This is a genomic window from Sporofaciens musculi (assembly GCF_009830285.1).
In the GTDB taxonomy this organism is placed as follows: Bacteria; Bacillota; Clostridia; order Lachnospirales; family Lachnospiraceae; genus Sporofaciens; species Sporofaciens musculi.
The window spans coordinates 5,300,789-5,318,013 of the sequence record NZ_WUQX01000001.1; the positions used below are offsets into that span (position 1 = coordinate 5,300,789).

Here is a 17,225-nt window from a genome sequence, read left to right on the forward strand (position 1 = left end):
CACTTAGGTGTACTTATGTTCTATTCTTTTTTATATTAACACAGTTTTATTCTAAAATACAGCATATAAAAAAGGGATATCGGAAAATATTTATCTTCCGACACCCCTTTTTTTAATTATCTTACTACTTCTTTCTATTTCCCTTTTTAGACTTTATCTGTATGCCTACTATGACGGCCACACATGCGACCGCAAGAACAACCCATACAATAAGTTTGCTGGTATCTCCTGTCTTCGGCAGAAGTGAAGCTGCGGCAGATTTAACAGCATCGGCTGCTGCACCTGTTCCTGTACCTGTTCCATTTGAATTATCAGTAGTGGTACCGTCACCTGTGCCTCCATCTCTTGGATTCGCAGTTACAGTAACATCTCCCTGGTTGTCTCCTTGACCATCTCCCTGATTGTCTCCTTGACCATCTCCCTGGTTGTCTCCTTGACCATCTCCATTCGGATCATCCGGATCCACAACATTATCTCCACCGCTTACATTGTTGCTGTTTGGTCCGTTTGGAACGGCCGTTGTCCAGGCAATCGCAAGAGGTGATGCGCTTGTAACAGTAAACTGCAGTCCGCTTGGAGTCTTAGTAACGGTTATATTCTGCCAGGTTTCTATCTTTCCTGTATTTTCTCCAGAGCCAAACATATGCGCTATAGCAAAATCATTAGCTTCAAGGCTGGTGCCTTCCGGATACGGTACAGTAACCGTAAGTCCGCCTTCTGAGAAATCATCAGCAGTTGCGTCACGCAGAGGCTCGCTGTCTACTTTGACTTTCAATACAAGATCATAGAATCTCATCCTGTCATATGTGAAGTCGCCATTGCTTCCAATAACAGAAAGCTCTGAGGTCAACTGTGCAACGATTGATTCGCTCGCAACTTTCTTGTCCTTGGTTCCCAGCTTCTCCATCAATTCATCTGAAATCGGATTATTCTGCGCATCTTCGCCGGTTGTAGCAAATGAAATAAGGCTGGAATATACATTCACCGTACTCTCTAACTTCTCAAGTGAAGACGTTGCCATCTCACTGGGGTCCATATCCTTCATTACGCCAATAGCATTAATCGTTGTTGATGTATTAATCCTGAAAGGCTCCTTATACTTCTGCTTTTTGTTCGTCGGATCCGGATCGCTTCCATCCGTTGTATAATAGATATCGGCGCCTTCTGTCGGACACTCAATCGTAACCAGAGTCGAACCTGTAAATGACTCTCCGTCTTCAGGTGTAATGATAGGTGTCTCTACATTCAACAGTCTTCTTATAAATGTAGCAGATGCAGTCGGGCTATCTTCCCGTCCATCCTTTATGGCAAACGCCTTAATGGTGGTCTCACCCTTATTACTAATCTCAAAAGGTCCCGTATACTCATTGTCCTGGTCTGTAGGATCTGTACCGTCTGTGGTATAGTAGATGGTTGCTCCCTTTGTCTTACATGTTATCTTTACTTTACCAGTTTCAAGATATTCGTTATCATTTAAAGTAATGTCGTCGGCGCTGCTTTCTTTTGCGTTAGCTTCCTCGTTACTGTCTTCATTATTAGCATCACCTTTATTGTCGCTCTCATCGCTGCTCTCATTTCTAACCAGCGATATGGTTGGCTCTTTTACAACTAATGTCTCTGTAACACCAGTAACCTTAGTCGGCTCACTTGCTTTATGAGTAGCTGTCTCTTTAAATCTTACATAAGCTGTGTACTCAGTAGCTGCTTCGCAGTCTGTCTTCATATGAGGATTCCGTCCTGATTCAGCAGACAAATAATCATCATCACCTGGAACTTCATCCGACTTACCGATAAAATACTCTAACTCCGGCAATTCTGGAAGAACTGTTGCCGTGTATGTCTCTCCATCCTTATTCAAAGCAAATTCCATGGTAATTCCTTCTGGAACTCTGCTTTCTGTAAGTTTTTCAAAAGTTATTTCCGCCTGGCCAATCTCGCTTTGCTTTATATTTTCATTACCAACGGATTGTGCTTCAACAATCCATGTTTCACCTGGAACAATGTTATCAAAGACATTATCAGTCTGCCATTCGGTGAATTCCTCGCTGTCTTTTGCTTTCCATCTATACTGATATTCAGCGCCGTCTGCGGCATTTGCGACTGACATTGTTCCAACAAATTTGCCAGGATAAGTAGCGCTTACTTCATATGTGCACTTAATATCAGGCGTAGCAGGCGCGTCTGCCTGACTGATAATTACCGGCTTATCCAGAACGATTGCTTCTCCTGGAAGCGGAGATTGAACTACATAATTCTTACCCTTTTCGCCTCCAAGCTTGAATTCGTCGAACGTAATCGTGCTGTATCCGCTCTCATTCACATTCTCACTTTCAACGAGCCCCTTTGATTCAAGTGTAATATCACTCGGCTTATCCGTTCCTAAGAGCCCTGTAAATTGTACTTCCTCAATCTCGACTTCTTTGGAACCATTATATTGACGATCCTTGGGTTTAATCTTTGTAATCGTCAACGGCGCCTCACTGATGGTATAGTTCTTGGTTATTTTACCTGAGAAATTACCTTTTCCTTCTATAGTAAATACAATCGGCTCAGAGCCGGTAGCATCGGTAAAGTTATCAGTTGAAGCTGTAACCGTATAATTATCTTTATCCATCTCGCTGCCATCTTCAAGAAGCACCTGGATTGTAGGCTCCTGCTTTTTCCCGTTATATACAGTAGTCTCAGGAGTGATTGTTACATTCTCTTCTAAAAGAACTGCGGGTTTGATGCTGAATTTCTTTTCTACAGAACCAAGGAAATTTCCATTTGCTGATGCATCAATCGTAACGGTTGCTGTATTATCTCCTACTTCTATATTATTGCTATAGCTATTCGATGTAAGCGGCTGATAATCTACACCTTCAACAAGCTCCTTGTTGTTATAAGTTAAAGTCACCTTAGGCTGCTGCGCACTTCCGGTGAACAGCACATCATCAATGTCTTTAACCATGCTGCTTTCAAGCTGTCTTTTCTCAACAGTAATATTAAAAGAAAAATCACTATAATTTGCATTGGGATTCGTGTTCTTATATATTACATTATAGGTTCCTGCATTCTGAATCTTATCCACCAACAAACCATTTTTGTAATAATGGGGCACCCATCCTGTTTCATCGACAGTATAAGTCGTTCCATTATCATGTCTTGGCGATATGATTTTATAAGCTTCTTCATTAGAATTCTTATCAGTATGACCTAAATCTTTTCCTGTATAAACCAAATTAGGATTGGTTATTGCAATATCCTTTTTATCTAATGTAACCTTCTTTTCTATGTCGGGTGATAATATAACCTTACCTGCAACAATAAGATTATCTGCATTTATAATACTAGTACTGGTATCTCCCATAATAGAACCCGTACCGCTTATAGTCACCTTCGTATTAGACGGTATCGTTAAGGAACATCCTGAACGAATAGTTATACTGATATCTTTCAAATCTTTGTCCAAAACTGCATTACCATATACATTTCCAGATACAGTTTTATACACTCCTGACCCCGTAGTTTCTTCTACCATCAACCATACAACACCATTAAAGTCGTCTATATTTGTTGTATCAGATATCGGACTATTGGAATAGAGATTTGCGCTTCCTCCGTCAGAAGATAATTTCTGACAGTCAATACCATTACGCTGTGGGTCATCATTCGACATACCGCCAATGGCAGTTATCTCACCGCCCTTAAGAACAATGTCACCACCTCCGACACCGCCGCCACCAGTACCAATACCAGTACCGCCGGCTACCTTTGATGTTACATTAGTAGTAGGGTTTGTTACTGTATACCCATCACCACCCTTAGCCTTCACATTACCGCTTTCGATGATAATCTTACCACAACCACCACCTTGACCGCCGCCAATACCAGCAGCCGCGTCACCGCCATTAGCAGTAATGGTACTAGTCTTTCCTGTTGCAATCGTAATCTGACCTGATGCTCCATCTATTCCCTGACTACCGATACCAGCGCCATTAACACCGCCGTCAGCCCTTAAATTACCATCACCTTTAATTGTTAAATAAGACCCTGATGGAATATGCAAGCCAGCATATCCCTCAAAACTTTTTAACGTATTGTCCCCTATCAGAATCAATTCAACTGTAGCGTCTCCGGTAATATCAAAAGCAGAAAATTGATCTGCCTCATCAGTAGCACTTGATGTATCAATAGCGACATTATCGAGAGTAATCGTATGACGACCGCCGGATACCTGAATACGTTTTGTATGGTTACCATTAGCTTGACTGATAACATGACCATTGCATCCGCCAATACACTCTGTAGCTGAAATGGAAGTACAATCACCTGCATTCACAACTAATGGTATAAAAAATGATGCCGACATCGTCGCCAAAAATGCGGCCAATGATTTTAACTTTTTCCTTCCCATCATAAAATATCCTTTCTAAAAATTTATCAAATCGTTAAATCTATCGGCAAAATGGAATTTTGTAAAATACAGCTTTACCCTTACTATATTTATTCCGTATCCTCCCCCACTCAAATGGTCGGTTGGATATGCAATTTGTACTGGAACGGTTTGTCAGACATTTTGACGACCTCTATGGAGACCAGGGCCAAAAGTTCTACGAAGATGATGGGCGCCGCTATTTTATGCTATTCTTAAAACCTGTTATCAACAACGGACAGGGAAATTGTTATGTAGAAGCAGAGACAAGAAACAGAGAACGAACGGATCTGATTGTAGACTACCACGGAGAAAGATTTATTGTGGAAATCAAGCTCTGGCATGGCTCAGCAAGACATACCCAGTTGCATTTGAAGATAAATTACTGATAGAGGCAGTCGTATAAAATACATCCAATACAACCAAGAAAAGGGTATGTAGCATAAACACAGGTAATCCTTACCGTTTATACTGCACACCCTTTTCTCTTATAATATCTTACACGCTATCCCCTATCGTGCATACTTTCTAACAATACTCTCCATGGTATCCCATTTCTTTTCCATATCCGCCACCAGCTTAAATTGTGTCCGGCAGCGGTCACGGTTATGATCCTCCCTGTGAATCTTAAAATACCGGTCTCCCTGAAGATAATCAGTCAGGAAACGCATCCCGCACTCAAAGGTCATGACCTTGGCCCCCATAGGAAGCAGCTCAATCTCTTTGCCGGTCAGCCTGCCCGCACATCCTTCAATAAATCCCTTGGTATACAGTTCATACAAGTCCATATCACAGGACACTTTGGAAAGGTCCCTCTCATCCTCTGCCGCCGTACTTGCGCCAAAACGGATGGAATCCCCAAAGTCGTTCATCGCAAGCCCTGGCATAACCGTATCCAAATCAATCACACAGATTCCTTTTCCAGTCTTGTTGTCAATCATAATATTATTGAGCTTCGTATCATTGTGGGTTACCCGAAGGGGCAGTTCACCCTTGTCCTGAAGCTCTGAAAAATAATTGGCAACCTCCTCTCTGTCCAGAACGAACTGAATCTCATCCTTCACAGAAGCGGCTCTCCCCAATACATCTTCTTCCACCGCCTTTTTAAATACTGCAAATCTGGCTCTTGTATCGTGGAACCCAACAATCGTCTCGTTCAGCGTATCAGCCGGATAATCCGCCAGCATACACTGGAAATTCCCAAATGCAACCGCACTCTGGTAGAAATGCTCTGGCTTCTCTACCACGTCGTAGCTGGTAGCATCTGTAATGAACTTATAGGAACGCCAGTATTCTCCATAGGAATCCTTGTAATACGGCTTGCCGTCATAGGCAGGAATCACATTCAGCGTTTCCCTCTCCGGATCGCCGCCGTTTTTAATAATCTGCTCGCGCAGATATGCCGTTACCCCCATAACGTTTTCCATCAGCTCAACCGGCTTCTCGAATACATCCTTATTCATCTTCTGCAGGATGACTTTGATATTTCCCATCCCTGAAATCTGAAATGTCAGAAGATATGTGTCGTTAATATGACCGTTTCCATATGCACAGCCTCTCATAAGCCTTCCGTTAAACTGAAAATTCCCTATTGCTTCTGCAATCTGAATTGGTGATGCTTCTCCCATTATACTTCCTCCCATAAATGCTCCGGATAGAGCCCTTCTTCTTTCATCTTCTGGATTGCCGCCACAACCACCGGCTTATCCTCTTTATACGTTACTCCATACCATTTGTCTTTTGACTTAAGTACTGACACCGTCGCGCGTCCCTCCCCCAGAAGGTCGCTCACAACCGCCGGCAGGAAATATTCGCACTTCATCGGATTGCTCTTAATTCCTTCATCCAGAAATGCCGGAAAACGGTCGCGGATTTCTCTCAAAATGCTGTGTGTAAATCCCCACATATTCATGGAAACTGTGGAGTCACTGGCTACAGGCGTCCATGTTGCACCGTCGTCCTCTGTAAATGCGATTCCGCCGTCACGCTTCTCAATCTTGGTTCTCTCTGTGATACCAACCAGTTCCCCGTCTTTGTTCATCTCACAGATGCCCCTTGCCACATGACCGTTATCCGTAACAGTGTTGGAAAGGAGATAGCCTACCATGGTGTAACGGTATTTATCATCATCCTGATGTGCCGCCAGGTAATCATAGATTAGTTGAAACGCCTCTCTTCCATAATAATCGTCTGCATTGATAACTGCAAACGGCCCGTCAACCTGGTCGATACAGCTAAGCACCGCATGAGCCGTTCCCCATGGCTTCACACGTCCCGCTGGAACTGCATATCCTTTTGGAATATTTTCAATCTCCTGGAATGCATAGGAAACCTTCATATATTTTTCAACACGGTCACCAATAGCCTCTCTGAAATCAGCTTCATTTTCCCGCTTAATAATGAAAATTACTTCCTCAAAACCTGCTTTCCTGGCATCAAATAGGGAAAAATCCATGATAATGTGGCCTTCGTTGTCCACTGGATCAATCTGCTTCAAACCTCCGTAACGGCTGCCCATTCCTGCCGCCATAATCACTAATACCGGTTTATCCATTTTTTTACCTCCATACTTCTGATATCCGTATATTGTTGCTTCATTTATATTTATTGTAGTACAAAGAGTCAGGAAAATCTTTGTACTATACGATTCTTGATTTGCACAATCAGCTTTTATGAGGTAAAATATATATATAAGACATACAAGAGGTAATACACTATGGGCTACAACGGAATCATTTTAAAAAAATCTATTTCCATCAGCAAAATATACAGCATCCATTATTTTGAATATATGAGTAATTTTTCTTTCCAGGGGGAAACTCATGATTTCTGGGAATTTATCTGCGTAGATAAGGGCGAAGTAAATGTGACGGCAGGAGATGAAGTATCGGTTTTAAAACGGGGGGATATTGCATTTCACCAGCCAAATGAATTCCACAATGTCCGTGCAACCGGAAAAGTAGCGCCGAATCTTGTGGTGATTTCTTTCCACTGTGAAGATAAGGCCATGTCATTTTTCCGAAAAAAAACGTTCAAGATTGATGAGACAGAGAGAAACCTCCTTGCGGATATTATTATAGAAGCAAGACGCTGCTTTGACTGCCGGCTGGATGACCCTTATCTTCAAAATATGCCTTGGAAAGAGCCAGAGCTGTTTGGGGCCGGACAGTTAATCTGCCTCTATTTAGAGCAGCTTTTGATTCATTTGATTCGCAGATACTCCAATCCGCTTACTGTTCCGAAGCAGCTTATAACAACAGAACCGCCCAAGTCTACCAAGAGCAAGAGCGACGCTGAGATTTTTAGCCGTGTGACCGACTATCTTGGAGTACGCATTAATTCGGCTGTTTCGATTGAACAGATTTGTCGGGATAATCTGGTGGGACGCTCTCAGCTTCAGAAGATTTTCAAGGAAAGATGCGGACTTGGAATCATAGAATATTTTTCATTGCTGAAAATCAATGCCGCCAAAGAAATGATTAGGACTGGACATCTGAATTTTACACAGATATCCGAACAGTTAGGATATTCCTCTATCCACTATTTTTCAAGGCAGTTTAAGAAATCAACAGGCATGACGCCCTCAGAATATGCTTTGTCTATCAAGGCGATGGCAGATGGGAGTTTTTAACTCCCATAAGCAATCTTGGCCAATTCCTCAATCGTAGTAACCCCGTCTGCCACCAGCCGTATCCCGTTTTCCTTCAGGGTGCGCATCTGCTGGCGCTCTCTTGCATAATTCTCGATTTCTTCCATTGATGCATGGCTGCCTATCATCTGTCGTAAGGCGGCGTCAACAGTAAAGATTTCGTGTACCGCGATACGTCCTCTGTAACCAGTGTTGTTGCACTGAGCACAGCCCCGCCCTCTCCACACGGTTTCTATATTTTCACCAAGAAACTCCCTTTCTTCGGGAGTCGTCTCCATCTCCTGGGCGCAATGGGGACATACCTTCCGCATGAGCCTCTGGGCAACCACGCCCACCATTGAATTTGCCACCAGATACGTCTCTACCCCCATGTCCTCCAGACGAACGATACTTGACGCCGCGCTGTTGGTATGCAGAGTGCTTAAAACCACATGGCCTGTGATTGCGGCGCGCACTGAAATTCCGGCGGTCTCACCGTCTCTGGTCTCTCCTACCATAATCACGTCTGGGTCCTGACGCAATAAGGCCCGAAGTCCCATTTCAAATGTGAGCCCTGCCACTGGATTCACCTGTGTCTGGTTGATGCCAGGCACATTTTTCTCCACAGGGTCCTCGATTGTGGCAATATTCAGCATCCTCCCTGACAGGTATTCAAGCACCATATATAAAGTGGTGGACTTTCCACTTCCTGTAGGGCCTGTGATATAAATAATCCCGTTGCTGCTGTTCAGCATTGGCAGAAATTTTCTGTAGCTGTCATCATCCATGCCGAATTGGTCTGGATAGTCCAACTGACCGGAGGAGGTGAGCAGACGCAGCACCGCCTTTTCCCCGAACACGGTAGGCATGAGGGATACACGGATGTTGACGTAACCGCTCTCTGTCCTTACGCGGAAATGTCCGTCCTGGGGAATTCGCTTCTCCGCAATGTCCAGATTAGCCATGATTTTGATTCGGGCAATCAAGGGCTGATGGACATTTCTCTGCAAAGCCACATACTCAAGGATTACGCCGTCAATCCTCATCCTTACTTTTGTCTGGCGCTCAAAAGGCTCAATATGGATATCGCTGGCATTGCTTTTAATCGCCCGTTCAACAAGACTGTTCAATAGATGGATGATTGGCGCCTCCTCGTCCACATTTTCCAGCTCTGTAAGGTCAAGGTCGTCAAAATCATCTGCCCCGAAACCGGCATTTGCCTCTGTTGCCGCCTGCTTCGCCCCTACCTCTGCAAAATAGTAGGAGATTGCCTGGCGAAGTGGTTTTTCTTCACTTAAGAGAATCTGTAAATAGCAGCCGGTCTGCTGACGCACCTCCTCCAGCGCAAAATAGTTCAGTGGGTCATTAGTCACCAAAACCATGGTTCGGTTTGTCACGCTAAGTGGAAGGAACAGGTTCTTCTCCGCCAGTTCTTTGTTTACCATGGCGACTGCCTCTAAGTCTACCTGCTGCGACGCAACGTCAACGATTTCCAGCTCCAGCCTGCTTGCCAGAGCCTCCAATACCTGCTGCTCTGTCACAAAGTTCAGCTCAATTAGAATCTGCCCGACCCGCTTATCTCTGTGCTCCTTTTGATAGGCAAGCGCTTCTTGCATCTGACGGGCATCAACATATCCTCTTTCTTCTAATATCTCTCCGATTCTTAGATTTGTCCTCAAGACCTCATTCCCCTTCCTGTCATTTGTCTATATTGTCGTGCATATAGACAGCCAATTCAAAAGTTACCTCTGGCTGTTCCACTACGTTCCATTCTGTATCCAGATACGTGCGCTCATTCACAGACATGGTCCGGATTTGGATTGCAGGATAATTGTGGGCAATATCATCTATAAAATGATAAATCTGAATCGAACTTCCCTGCAGCACCATTGTACAATTCACCGTAAGGATGTACCCGTCTGCCGCTGCTCCTTCCTGACCTATATCCTGGTCATTCTCTGGGTTGTCTGACTCAGCCTCTTTGTCTGTTTCGCCTGCTTTGTCTGCTTCGCCTTCCTCCCCTGAAATCCTCCCATACACATAAGTCTCTGGTATCTCTGGCTGCGCCTCACCGATTGACAGAGACACCGGAAACAGCTCTGCCTTCAAAGCAAGTCCTGTCAGTAGTTCATCTATCTGGCGGTTTTCCATCCAATCATAATATTTTACGGAAATGCCCTCAAGCTCTCCTTCTCGTTCCTCTATCTTTTTCTCTAATCCAGGAATACCGTCGATGGCAGACTGCATTTCCTTAAGTGCTTCATCCAACTCCTGGCTCTCCATCCTGTTTTCCTGATACTGTCCAAGCCCTGGCATAATCAAAAAACGAACCATCAAAAATACAATCAGGATACAAAATGCCAGCTTTAACAGCAATATATCTTTATCCGTCAGCCTCATTGTGCACCTCCTTTGTATACTCTGCCTTCCATTGTGCATGACAGAGACAGTGTATACCAACCGTCTTCAAATATATAACCTGTATAGTCTACTGTATGGAACAGTCCTGTTTCCTGAAGCCGCAGAATATAATTGGACACGTCAATCACTGCCAGACTGTTGGCATCAAAGAGAAGAAGCCCTGTCTCTGCATCAAAATCTGTTATTTGCAGTCCAATCTGGCTTCCTCCCACGCCCTCAATCCTACGTAGCACGCCTCCTGAAAATTCTGGATAAGAAGATAAATTTTGGTCTGACAGCTTCACAGAAGCAATTCCATTTTCCAACTTTTTGAGTCGTTCCTCTAATTCCTGCGCTTTTTGGTATGTTCCCTCCCGCTTTATGCTCTCAATCCATTCCTGCTTCGACTGATTCTTCCCACTGACCACGTAATTTACCAGCCCAATTCCTACGGTCAGCACAACGCCGATTAGAGCTATAACGCCTGGCATCGCCAGATGCCTGACCAACTTCCAAGTGCGTTCACCCTTTTCCTCAGATTTCCCTCCGGCGCTGCTAAGGTCAATCTGCTTCTCCTTCCTCGTACTGCGTATCAACGCACCAATACAAGATATCCAATCCGTCGCCTTCTCCTGCCCTGGCAGAGAAATCCTCCTGTCAATAACCATAGGTGACACATCGAGGTTCAAATTCCGGATTCCTTCCACACTCGCCTCAAAATCCTCGTCTGGACATCCTGCATAACACACCTCAGTTATCGGCTCCTCCTGGCTGCGGCCTGCATAGAACTGAATAATACCGGAGATACTCCTTACAATCTCCGTACCAAAATCCAAGGTCCCCGCTTCACTGAACAATCGTGTCCGGCTGGAATACAGATACTGGCCTTTCTGGCACAGAATACTCATCATACTCCCTGCCTCAAAGAACAGGTAGATTGCTGTCCGTTCATGAAAATCCTCCAGACATTGCATAAGCTTCAAATATCCTTCCATGGGAACTGTAATCCCGCTGACATGCAGTCCCGTTTCCCTGCAAATGCGTAAAAAATTTTCCAGATTCCCCTGTTCTGCTCCGCCTGCGCAGATATCCACACCGATTTTCTTTTCCCGCCGGATAACAGAATAATCCGTAATCTCATTACGGAAATTCTCCTGTACCTCCCGTTCCGCCATTTCCGACAACTGTTTGCCTCTGCTGTCAGGAAGCTTGAGTATCCTGGTTACACATAAATTTCCAGGCAATACCAGCCGTACCTGCTCTATCCTCTGCCTTGATGTCATCCTCTCTAAAGCCTGCCGCCATCTGTCAAACGAGTCGCCCTGTCCCTGCAAATCGAATCGCTCTACCTCTGTGACTGCTGGATATTTTCCTTCCCTGCCTGCTGCCATCAAGATACAATCTTCCTGAAATACTATGACAGTATGACTCATCTTCCTCTCCCCTTTTCTTTAAACTGCATTTTATATAACCTCTCTATTTAAAACCTACTGTCTACGGCCAGCTCTTATTTGAGATGATCCGCCTCTTTATGCCGAGCCTTCGATTGCTCCGTATGACTCGTAGATTGGCAGCATAACCGCTATGATAATAAAGCCCACAACCACAGCCATCAGACAGATGAGCACCGGCTCAAGCAAAGTCATCAGCCGTTTCGTTGCTGCCTCTGCTTCCTCCTCCATAGTCATGGCAATGGAATCCAACATGGTATCCAGCCGTCCGCTTTCCTCTCCAATCAGTATGGTGCTGGCAAGCTTGCGCACAAGACCATCCACCTCCCGAAGAGCCTGAGAGAGAGGAACGCCGCTTCTCACTGTTACCGTAACCTGCTCAAACTGTTCTTCCACGTAAACATTTCCAATGGTCTTGCCTGCCGTCTTAAGGGCTCCCACAATCGGCATACCGCTGGAATACAGACTGCTTAGTGTCCGAGCAAAACGGGCAGTATAAATAATCTTATTCAGCCTTCCCACCACAGGCAAATGTACTTTCATGTAGTCGATGGCTCTGCGGATTTTGTATATTTTAAATATAATCTGAAGCATGACCGCCAGTACAAATATGACAAGCAATAGGATGTGCCACTGATGCACAAGAAAGTCTGACGCTGCCATCAGCCATTCCGTTACTGCCGGAAGGCTTTCCATCTGTGAAAATAATTCGTCAAACTGAGGCAGAATGAATGTCACAATCAAAATGACAACCGCCACGCACATCACCAACAAAACCACTGGATAAGTCATTGCTGATCTTACCTGGTGCTTTAATCGGTTTTCCCTCTCATAATGTAGGGAAAGCCGTTCCATTACAGCGTCAATATTTCCACTGCCCTCACCGGAACGAATCATCCCAATCATCAGCTCAGGAAAACATTTTTTTGTCTCCATGGCTTCTGAAAGGCTGGTTCCTTTCCTTAACTCTGCAAGCACCGAAAGGTAGACTGACCTGGCATAAGCAGGAAGTCCCTCCTCGTCGGCAATAATCTCCAAAGCGCGGACAATACTGATTCCCGACGCCAGTAGTGTGGACAGCTCTTTACAGAATTCCGAAAGCAGTTTGGAGGAAAATTTGCGCGAACTTTTCGACGCCGTGACATCCTTTGCCTCCACCAGAAATAAGCCTTGCTCCTTTAACTGCTGCTGTAGGACGCTCTCTCCTGCGGCCTCCATTGTCCCCCGCAGGTTCTTCCCCTCCATATTCTTCGCAAGATAACGAAATTGCGGCATGAAAACTCCCCTTTCTCTCCATAACACTCTGATAACTGATTTGTGACTATATCTGCCAGACTGACAGATACCACGTGAGTATCTGCTCTCCAAAAAGGCATGATATGGCAAGCCCGATTGCAAGAAACGGCCCAAAGGCGAAGCGGTCCTTCCGTGACATTTTCCCCCTTGCAAGCATCCAGATACAGTAGCTTCCTCCTGACAATATCCCTATAAATATTGCCGGAATCATTGCCCGAAAACCGAGCAGCCATCCGCTTGCCGCCATCAGCTTGATATCGCCGCCGCCAAATGCTCCTTCTATCAAAAGAGCCAGCACAAGCATCGGCACAGATACAATCACAGCGCCAAACAGCTTTTCTTTAATCCCATGTTCTGGAAATACCCAAATTGCTGCTATCCCCAACAGCACAATAAATATATGAAAACGATCGTATATGATTTTTGTATTCCAATCAATAAACGCAACGACGGTTAGGATTCCCATATAGATAAAACCAATCCATCCCCTCAGTGACAAAAACCCCGTCTCTCCGCTGCCAAAACAGGCGCTGCAAAAAACAAATGCTATACCGCCCAGACATTCTACCAAAATATATTGCCCCGATATCCTCATCCCACATCCAAGGCATCTCCCTCTCTGGACAAGGTAGCTGACGCACGGGATTAATTCTCCCGCGCTCAGCATTCTGCCGCAGTCGGGGCAATGGCTGCGGCCATATACAAAATTCTCCCCTTTGGGAAGACGATAGATTACTACTGTTAAAAAACTGAAAACACAAGCTCCAAATATAAAGCGAAACAAGTATAGCACTCCGATTAGTACTGTCAACATTACTTTTCTTCCCCTCTTATGTCTGATGAATTGTAAATATTTTAACACTTCCCCTGACATTCAGCCAGGCTAACGCTTATAGGTCCGGATAAATTCCTGTTGATAGAAAACCTTGTAGGTAAGCGGCTCTCTTAAATAGGTTACCGTAAAATCCCCCTCCTGGTAATAGAAACTCTGTACCTCGTAACCGCTCTCATCCATTTGAAGTACCCAAAAATCGCCTGATACTTTGCTGTCGGTAATCACCTGCCGCCAGACTTCCTCCGTGACGCCTCCGAAAGCGGAAGCGTCACGGAAAGGTTTGCCGGAACCGTAATGCTCTGTGGCGGCCGCATCTAATGCCATCCGCAGGGATTTGGCGTTGCCAAGGGCCACCTGGGCGTCTGCCCGACGCATGATGTAAAGGACGCCGGGGATGGCTGCCACTATGACCGTAAGGATGAGCAGGAGGAGGGATAAACAACGGGTAAGCCATTTGATATTCTGTTTTTCATCTTTATTGAATTGACTAAATAATATCTTTAGCATATACGCTTCCTAAACAGTACTATATTTCTCATAATTTAATAAACAACTCTTTCTATATACTTTCACATAGTAACTCAGTTTAAAAGGTTCCTCTTAGGTCTTTCTATGGTTGTGCTTTTTCTGGATCTGTATATTTTCCCTTATCACTTTCAGTCCATGTATATTTACATGTTAATCCATTAGTATATGTAAGTGCCGTTAAATGTCCTTCATCATCAAACGATATGCCTGCAACATTTCCTGGAACTTCCGCCAATTTTATTACACTATCAGCAGTTACTGCCGCCTCAAGATCAGCTTTCGTATGAGCATCTGTCCCATACTTTTCATCTCCCAATGTCTGTGCCGCCATTACACAGGATCTAGTTTCCGCAGTTACTTGCTTTTTTCTCGCCTTATCAATATATCCCGTCAACGCCGGAATCAGCAGCGCCGCCAATATCGCCAATATTACCAACACCACAATCAGTTCCACAAGCGTGAAACCCTTTTTCCTGTTTTTCTTCAAACTCCTCATCATTTCTTCATTCTCCTTTTCTTTTTACTCTTGCTTCATTAATAGTTACATCTATAAATCCACACCCTGCACTCCCCTCATTCTGTCCGAGCTTATGTTGCAGGATGGATTTAACAATTATTCTCTCTTTAATATCAGAGAACCTCCTTATTGGCAGTCACTCCATCCAGGCGTTTTACGTCATACCGCAAATCCAGAATCACATGTTCCTTTATCATCAACTCAGTCCTCTGGGCATCACTGTAGAGCCTTACTTCTGCCTCCAGGTAATCAACACTTTCGTCCTGTACCGTTCCCGCCGGATAGGAAAATATAATCTCCAAATAGTTCCCCATATAATATCCATCGGTAAATACACTGTTCACGGCTCTGGCAATGGGTTGTCCCAAAGCATCCTCATAGTGATACTTTTCATCCTTTTCGCGGACATAATATCTGGCAAACAGCCTTCCGGCAGGAACATCCCCAAGGTTTACTGTGCTAAGCAACTGACTTCCCCTGTATACCCCTGTATCGGGGCAGCCCTCTGTGGAAATCAACATCACATAGCCCTCCTCATTGACAAACTCTAATCCCTGTCCCCTCTCTGCCCCCGTCAGGCCGGCGATTCCATCACCAGCACCGCATTTGTCATAGATTTTTATATGCCCTGTCGCATCCCTTGTCATTCCCCGAAGCTCTTGTATGGTATTATCCAGAATAATCTGTGCATACTGCAGCTTTTGTATCCGAATAAATATTTTCGCGGCCGGGCTTAAAACTCCCACCATCATGGTCATCATAATGCTGAAAATCAGCAATGTAACAACCATCTCCACCAGGCTTATACCAGACTTTCTATATCTTCTAAGCCTATGTAACCCCCTCACGGAGTCTCACCTCCTGTACCTCCCCCGTCGGCAGAACCAAACATATAAAATGTTGTGGTCTTTGGCGTCTGGTCTTCTCCCTGATAGATTACCTCTTTCGAGCCAAGCTCCACGGCTATACCAAAAAGCACCGCCCCTTCTGGTCCAGGTGTTTCGCCGTTTGCTGTCGTCGCCTTAAATAAATAGGTCTTATTTTCTGCACCAGGAACATAAGGAGAAGTCTGCAAATTCCTGCAAATCTCTGCATTTGTCTCGCGAACCTGCTCGCTCTTATGCTGTGCATTTGTGCAAAATGAAATGGAACCTTCAAGCACCGCCATCATCATTAAAAAGATTACAGCGCTCACCATCACCTCCACCAATGACTCTCCAGAATCGAAACTCATTCTACGCATCTTCCTTACTCCCTCCTGATATTGTTACGATAAATCAAATGTGCTTTTGCCATCTGCAAACAAATCCTGCCCTTTACGCTACTCATGGGCATTTGCAAATTCACACCGCATAATCTTGTCAGACTGATATTCATATTGGATATTTCCTTTATTCCAGTCCACAACATATTCTGGACTCGACAGATACTCATGCCAGCCGTCGTCCCACACAATATTTTTGCCGTCATGCTGAAATTTCACCTCATAAGTTGCCATCTGCCGGTACTCTGTACTGTAGCTGTAGGAAACCCCGCCTACGTCTGCGGTCACCTCCACAGTAAAGATATAGCGGGCAATTCCGTTATTCAGAATCTCGTCAACACTCTGGTCCTTCACCAGCTCACCGGACATATCCACATCCTGGTCCTGATTAGCTTCTTTATACATGACCACCTTGATTGTGCCGTATTTTTCCGTATCCACCCCCTCTGGCAAAGCAGCCGTATAATGGAAAATGGTTTCGTCCGGATGATCGGGGTCATATTCCCCGTATCTTCCTTCAAGGAAATTATAGACATAACGGTAAAAACTTTTCTCCGGTGCATTTTCTGGCTTATCATAATCAGCCTTCAATTCCTCCTCTAACACCTTTGCAAAACTCTGAGCAAGCTGATAGCTTCTCTCCTGCTCAAGCCGACGGTTAGCGCGAGCTAAAAGAAGACCGGCTGTATAGAGCATAGCGAGGGCGAACGCCATCAATAAGGCTGATATACAGACTACGATTACAAGCGTAGAACCATTTTTATCTCCTGTTTTCTTCCGATGCACTATATCGCCCTCCTTTCCTTCATACTTTTTTGCATTCATTCCGATATATTAGTTTATAGAAGTAATGCTCACCCAAGGGCACATCCCAATGGGCGCCCTTAGGGTA

Annotated in this window: 15 protein-coding genes; 2 read left to right on the top strand and 13 right to left on the bottom strand. The window is 44.7% G+C overall.

Features of this window, described 5'->3' with window-relative positions; all coding sequences use genetic code 11:
• Positions 1–124: 124 nt before the first annotated feature.
• Positions 125–4,399 carry a chitobiase/beta-hexosaminidase C-terminal domain-containing protein gene (locus tag GN277_RS31045; RefSeq protein ID WP_159756003.1) on the bottom strand — a complete coding sequence of 1,425 codons (4,275 nt, stop codon included), beginning with the start codon at positions 4,397–4,399 and terminating at the stop codon, positions 125–127.
• A gap of 125 nt (positions 4,400–4,524) precedes the next feature.
• Between GN277_RS31045 and GN277_RS26805 the strand changes: the two genes are divergently transcribed.
• A complete protein-coding gene (locus GN277_RS26805) occupies positions 4,525–4,803 on the top strand; it encodes a hypothetical protein (RefSeq protein WP_322101275.1) in 279 nt (92 codons plus the stop codon).
• Between the two features lie 123 nt (positions 4,804–4,926).
• Here the strand turns inward: GN277_RS26805 and GN277_RS26810 are convergent, their stop codons facing one another.
• Both GN277_RS26810 and GN277_RS26815 read right to left on the bottom strand, forming a co-directional pair.
• Entirely contained in the window at positions 4,927–6,042 is a 1,116-nt protein-coding gene (locus GN277_RS26810; RefSeq protein ID WP_159756006.1) for a phosphotransferase enzyme family protein, read from the bottom strand.
• A complete protein-coding gene (locus tag GN277_RS26815) occupies positions 6,042–6,968 on the bottom strand; it encodes a nucleotidyltransferase family protein (RefSeq protein WP_159756009.1) in 927 nt (308 codons plus the stop codon). Before GN277_RS26815 ends, GN277_RS26810 begins: the two co-directional genes overlap by 1 nt.
• 162 nt (positions 6,969–7,130) lie before the next feature.
• Between GN277_RS26815 and GN277_RS26820 the strand changes: the two genes are divergently transcribed.
• A complete protein-coding gene (locus GN277_RS26820; protein WP_159756012.1) occupies positions 7,131–8,045 on the top strand; it encodes a helix-turn-helix domain-containing protein in 915 nt (304 codons plus the stop codon).
• Here GN277_RS26820 and GN277_RS26825 read toward each other — a convergent pair.
• The 10 genes from GN277_RS26825 to GN277_RS26870 all read right to left on the bottom strand — a co-directional run bounded on the left by GN277_RS26825 (position 8,042) and on the right by GN277_RS26870 (position 17,119).
• A complete protein-coding gene (locus GN277_RS26825; RefSeq protein ID WP_244324930.1) occupies positions 8,042–9,721 on the bottom strand; it encodes a GspE/PulE family protein in 1,680 nt (559 codons plus the stop codon). The genes GN277_RS26820 and GN277_RS26825 overlap by 4 nt on opposite strands.
• Before the next feature lie 19 nt (positions 9,722–9,740).
• Positions 9,741–10,442 (bottom strand): hypothetical protein, encoded by a 702-nt coding sequence (locus GN277_RS26830; protein ID WP_159756015.1) that lies wholly within the window; start codon positions 10,440–10,442, stop codon positions 9,741–9,743.
• Positions 10,439–11,875 (bottom strand): type IV pilus biogenesis protein PilM, encoded by a 1,437-nt coding sequence (locus GN277_RS26835; protein ID WP_159756018.1) that lies wholly within the window; start codon positions 11,873–11,875, stop codon positions 10,439–10,441. The genes GN277_RS26830 and GN277_RS26835 overlap by 4 nt, the downstream gene beginning before the upstream one ends.
• A 96-nt stretch (positions 11,876–11,971) precedes the next feature.
• The gene (locus GN277_RS26840; RefSeq protein WP_159756021.1) at positions 11,972–13,168 is read right to left on the bottom strand and encodes a type II secretion system F family protein; all 1,197 of its coding nucleotides are present in this window, start codon (positions 13,166–13,168) and stop codon (positions 11,972–11,974) included.
• Between the two features lie 46 nt (positions 13,169–13,214).
• Entirely contained in the window at positions 13,215–14,003 is a 789-nt protein-coding gene (locus tag GN277_RS26845; protein WP_159756024.1) for a prepilin peptidase, read from the bottom strand.
• A 69-nt stretch (positions 14,004–14,072) separates the two neighbouring features.
• Positions 14,073–14,531, bottom strand: coding sequence for a hypothetical protein (locus tag GN277_RS26850; RefSeq protein ID WP_159756027.1), 459 nt, complete (start codon positions 14,529–14,531; stop codon positions 14,073–14,075).
• A 103-nt stretch (positions 14,532–14,634) separates the two neighbouring features.
• Entirely contained in the window at positions 14,635–15,051 is a 417-nt protein-coding gene (locus GN277_RS26855) for a prepilin-type N-terminal cleavage/methylation domain-containing protein (protein ID WP_244324931.1), read from the bottom strand.
• A 131-nt stretch (positions 15,052–15,182) separates the two neighbouring features.
• The gene (locus tag GN277_RS26860; RefSeq protein ID WP_159756030.1) at positions 15,183–15,917 is read right to left on the bottom strand and encodes a type IV pilus modification PilV family protein; all 735 of its coding nucleotides are present in this window, start codon (positions 15,915–15,917) and stop codon (positions 15,183–15,185) included.
• Positions 15,914–16,312, bottom strand: coding sequence for a PulJ/GspJ family protein (locus GN277_RS26865; protein ID WP_159756033.1), 399 nt, complete (start codon positions 16,310–16,312; stop codon positions 15,914–15,916). Before GN277_RS26865 ends, GN277_RS26860 begins: the two co-directional genes overlap by 4 nt.
• A gap of 78 nt (positions 16,313–16,390) precedes the next feature.
• Positions 16,391–17,119, bottom strand: a complete 729-nt coding sequence (locus GN277_RS26870) for a hypothetical protein (protein WP_159756036.1) — start codon at positions 17,117–17,119, stop codon at positions 16,391–16,393.
• Positions 17,120–17,225 lie beyond the last annotated feature (106 nt).

Coding starts and splice junctions, on each gene's coding strand:
- GN277_RS26805 (WP_322101275.1), top strand. CDS start 4,525: ATGCAATTTGTACTGGAACGGTTTGTCAGACATTTTGACGACCTCTAT.
- GN277_RS31045 (WP_159756003.1), bottom strand. CDS start 4,399: ATGATGGGAAGGAAAAAGTTAAAATCATTGGCCGCATTTTTGGCGACG.
- GN277_RS26845 (WP_159756024.1), bottom strand. CDS start 14,003: ATGTTGACAGTACTAATCGGAGTGCTATACTTGTTTCGCTTTATATTT.
- GN277_RS26815 (WP_159756009.1), bottom strand. CDS start 6,968: ATGGATAAACCGGTATTAGTGATTATGGCGGCAGGAATGGGCAGCCGT.
- GN277_RS26865 (WP_159756033.1), bottom strand. CDS start 16,312: ATGCGTAGAATGAGTTTCGATTCTGGAGAGTCATTGGTGGAGGTGATG.
- GN277_RS26840 (WP_159756021.1), bottom strand. CDS start 13,168: ATGCCGCAATTTCGTTATCTTGCGAAGAATATGGAGGGGAAGAACCTG.
- GN277_RS26810 (WP_159756006.1), bottom strand. CDS start 6,042: ATGGGAGAAGCATCACCAATTCAGATTGCAGAAGCAATAGGGAATTTT.
- GN277_RS26835 (WP_159756018.1), bottom strand. CDS start 11,875: ATGAGTCATACTGTCATAGTATTTCAGGAAGATTGTATCTTGATGGCA.
- GN277_RS26850 (WP_159756027.1), bottom strand. CDS start 14,531: ATGCTAAAGATATTATTTAGTCAATTCAATAAAGATGAAAAACAGAAT.
- GN277_RS26855 (WP_244324931.1), bottom strand. CDS start 15,051: ATGATGAGGAGTTTGAAGAAAAACAGGAAAAAGGGTTTCACGCTTGTG.
- GN277_RS26830 (WP_159756015.1), bottom strand. CDS start 10,442: ATGAGGCTGACGGATAAAGATATATTGCTGTTAAAGCTGGCATTTTGT.
- GN277_RS26820 (WP_159756012.1), top strand. CDS start 7,131: ATGGGCTACAACGGAATCATTTTAAAAAAATCTATTTCCATCAGCAAA.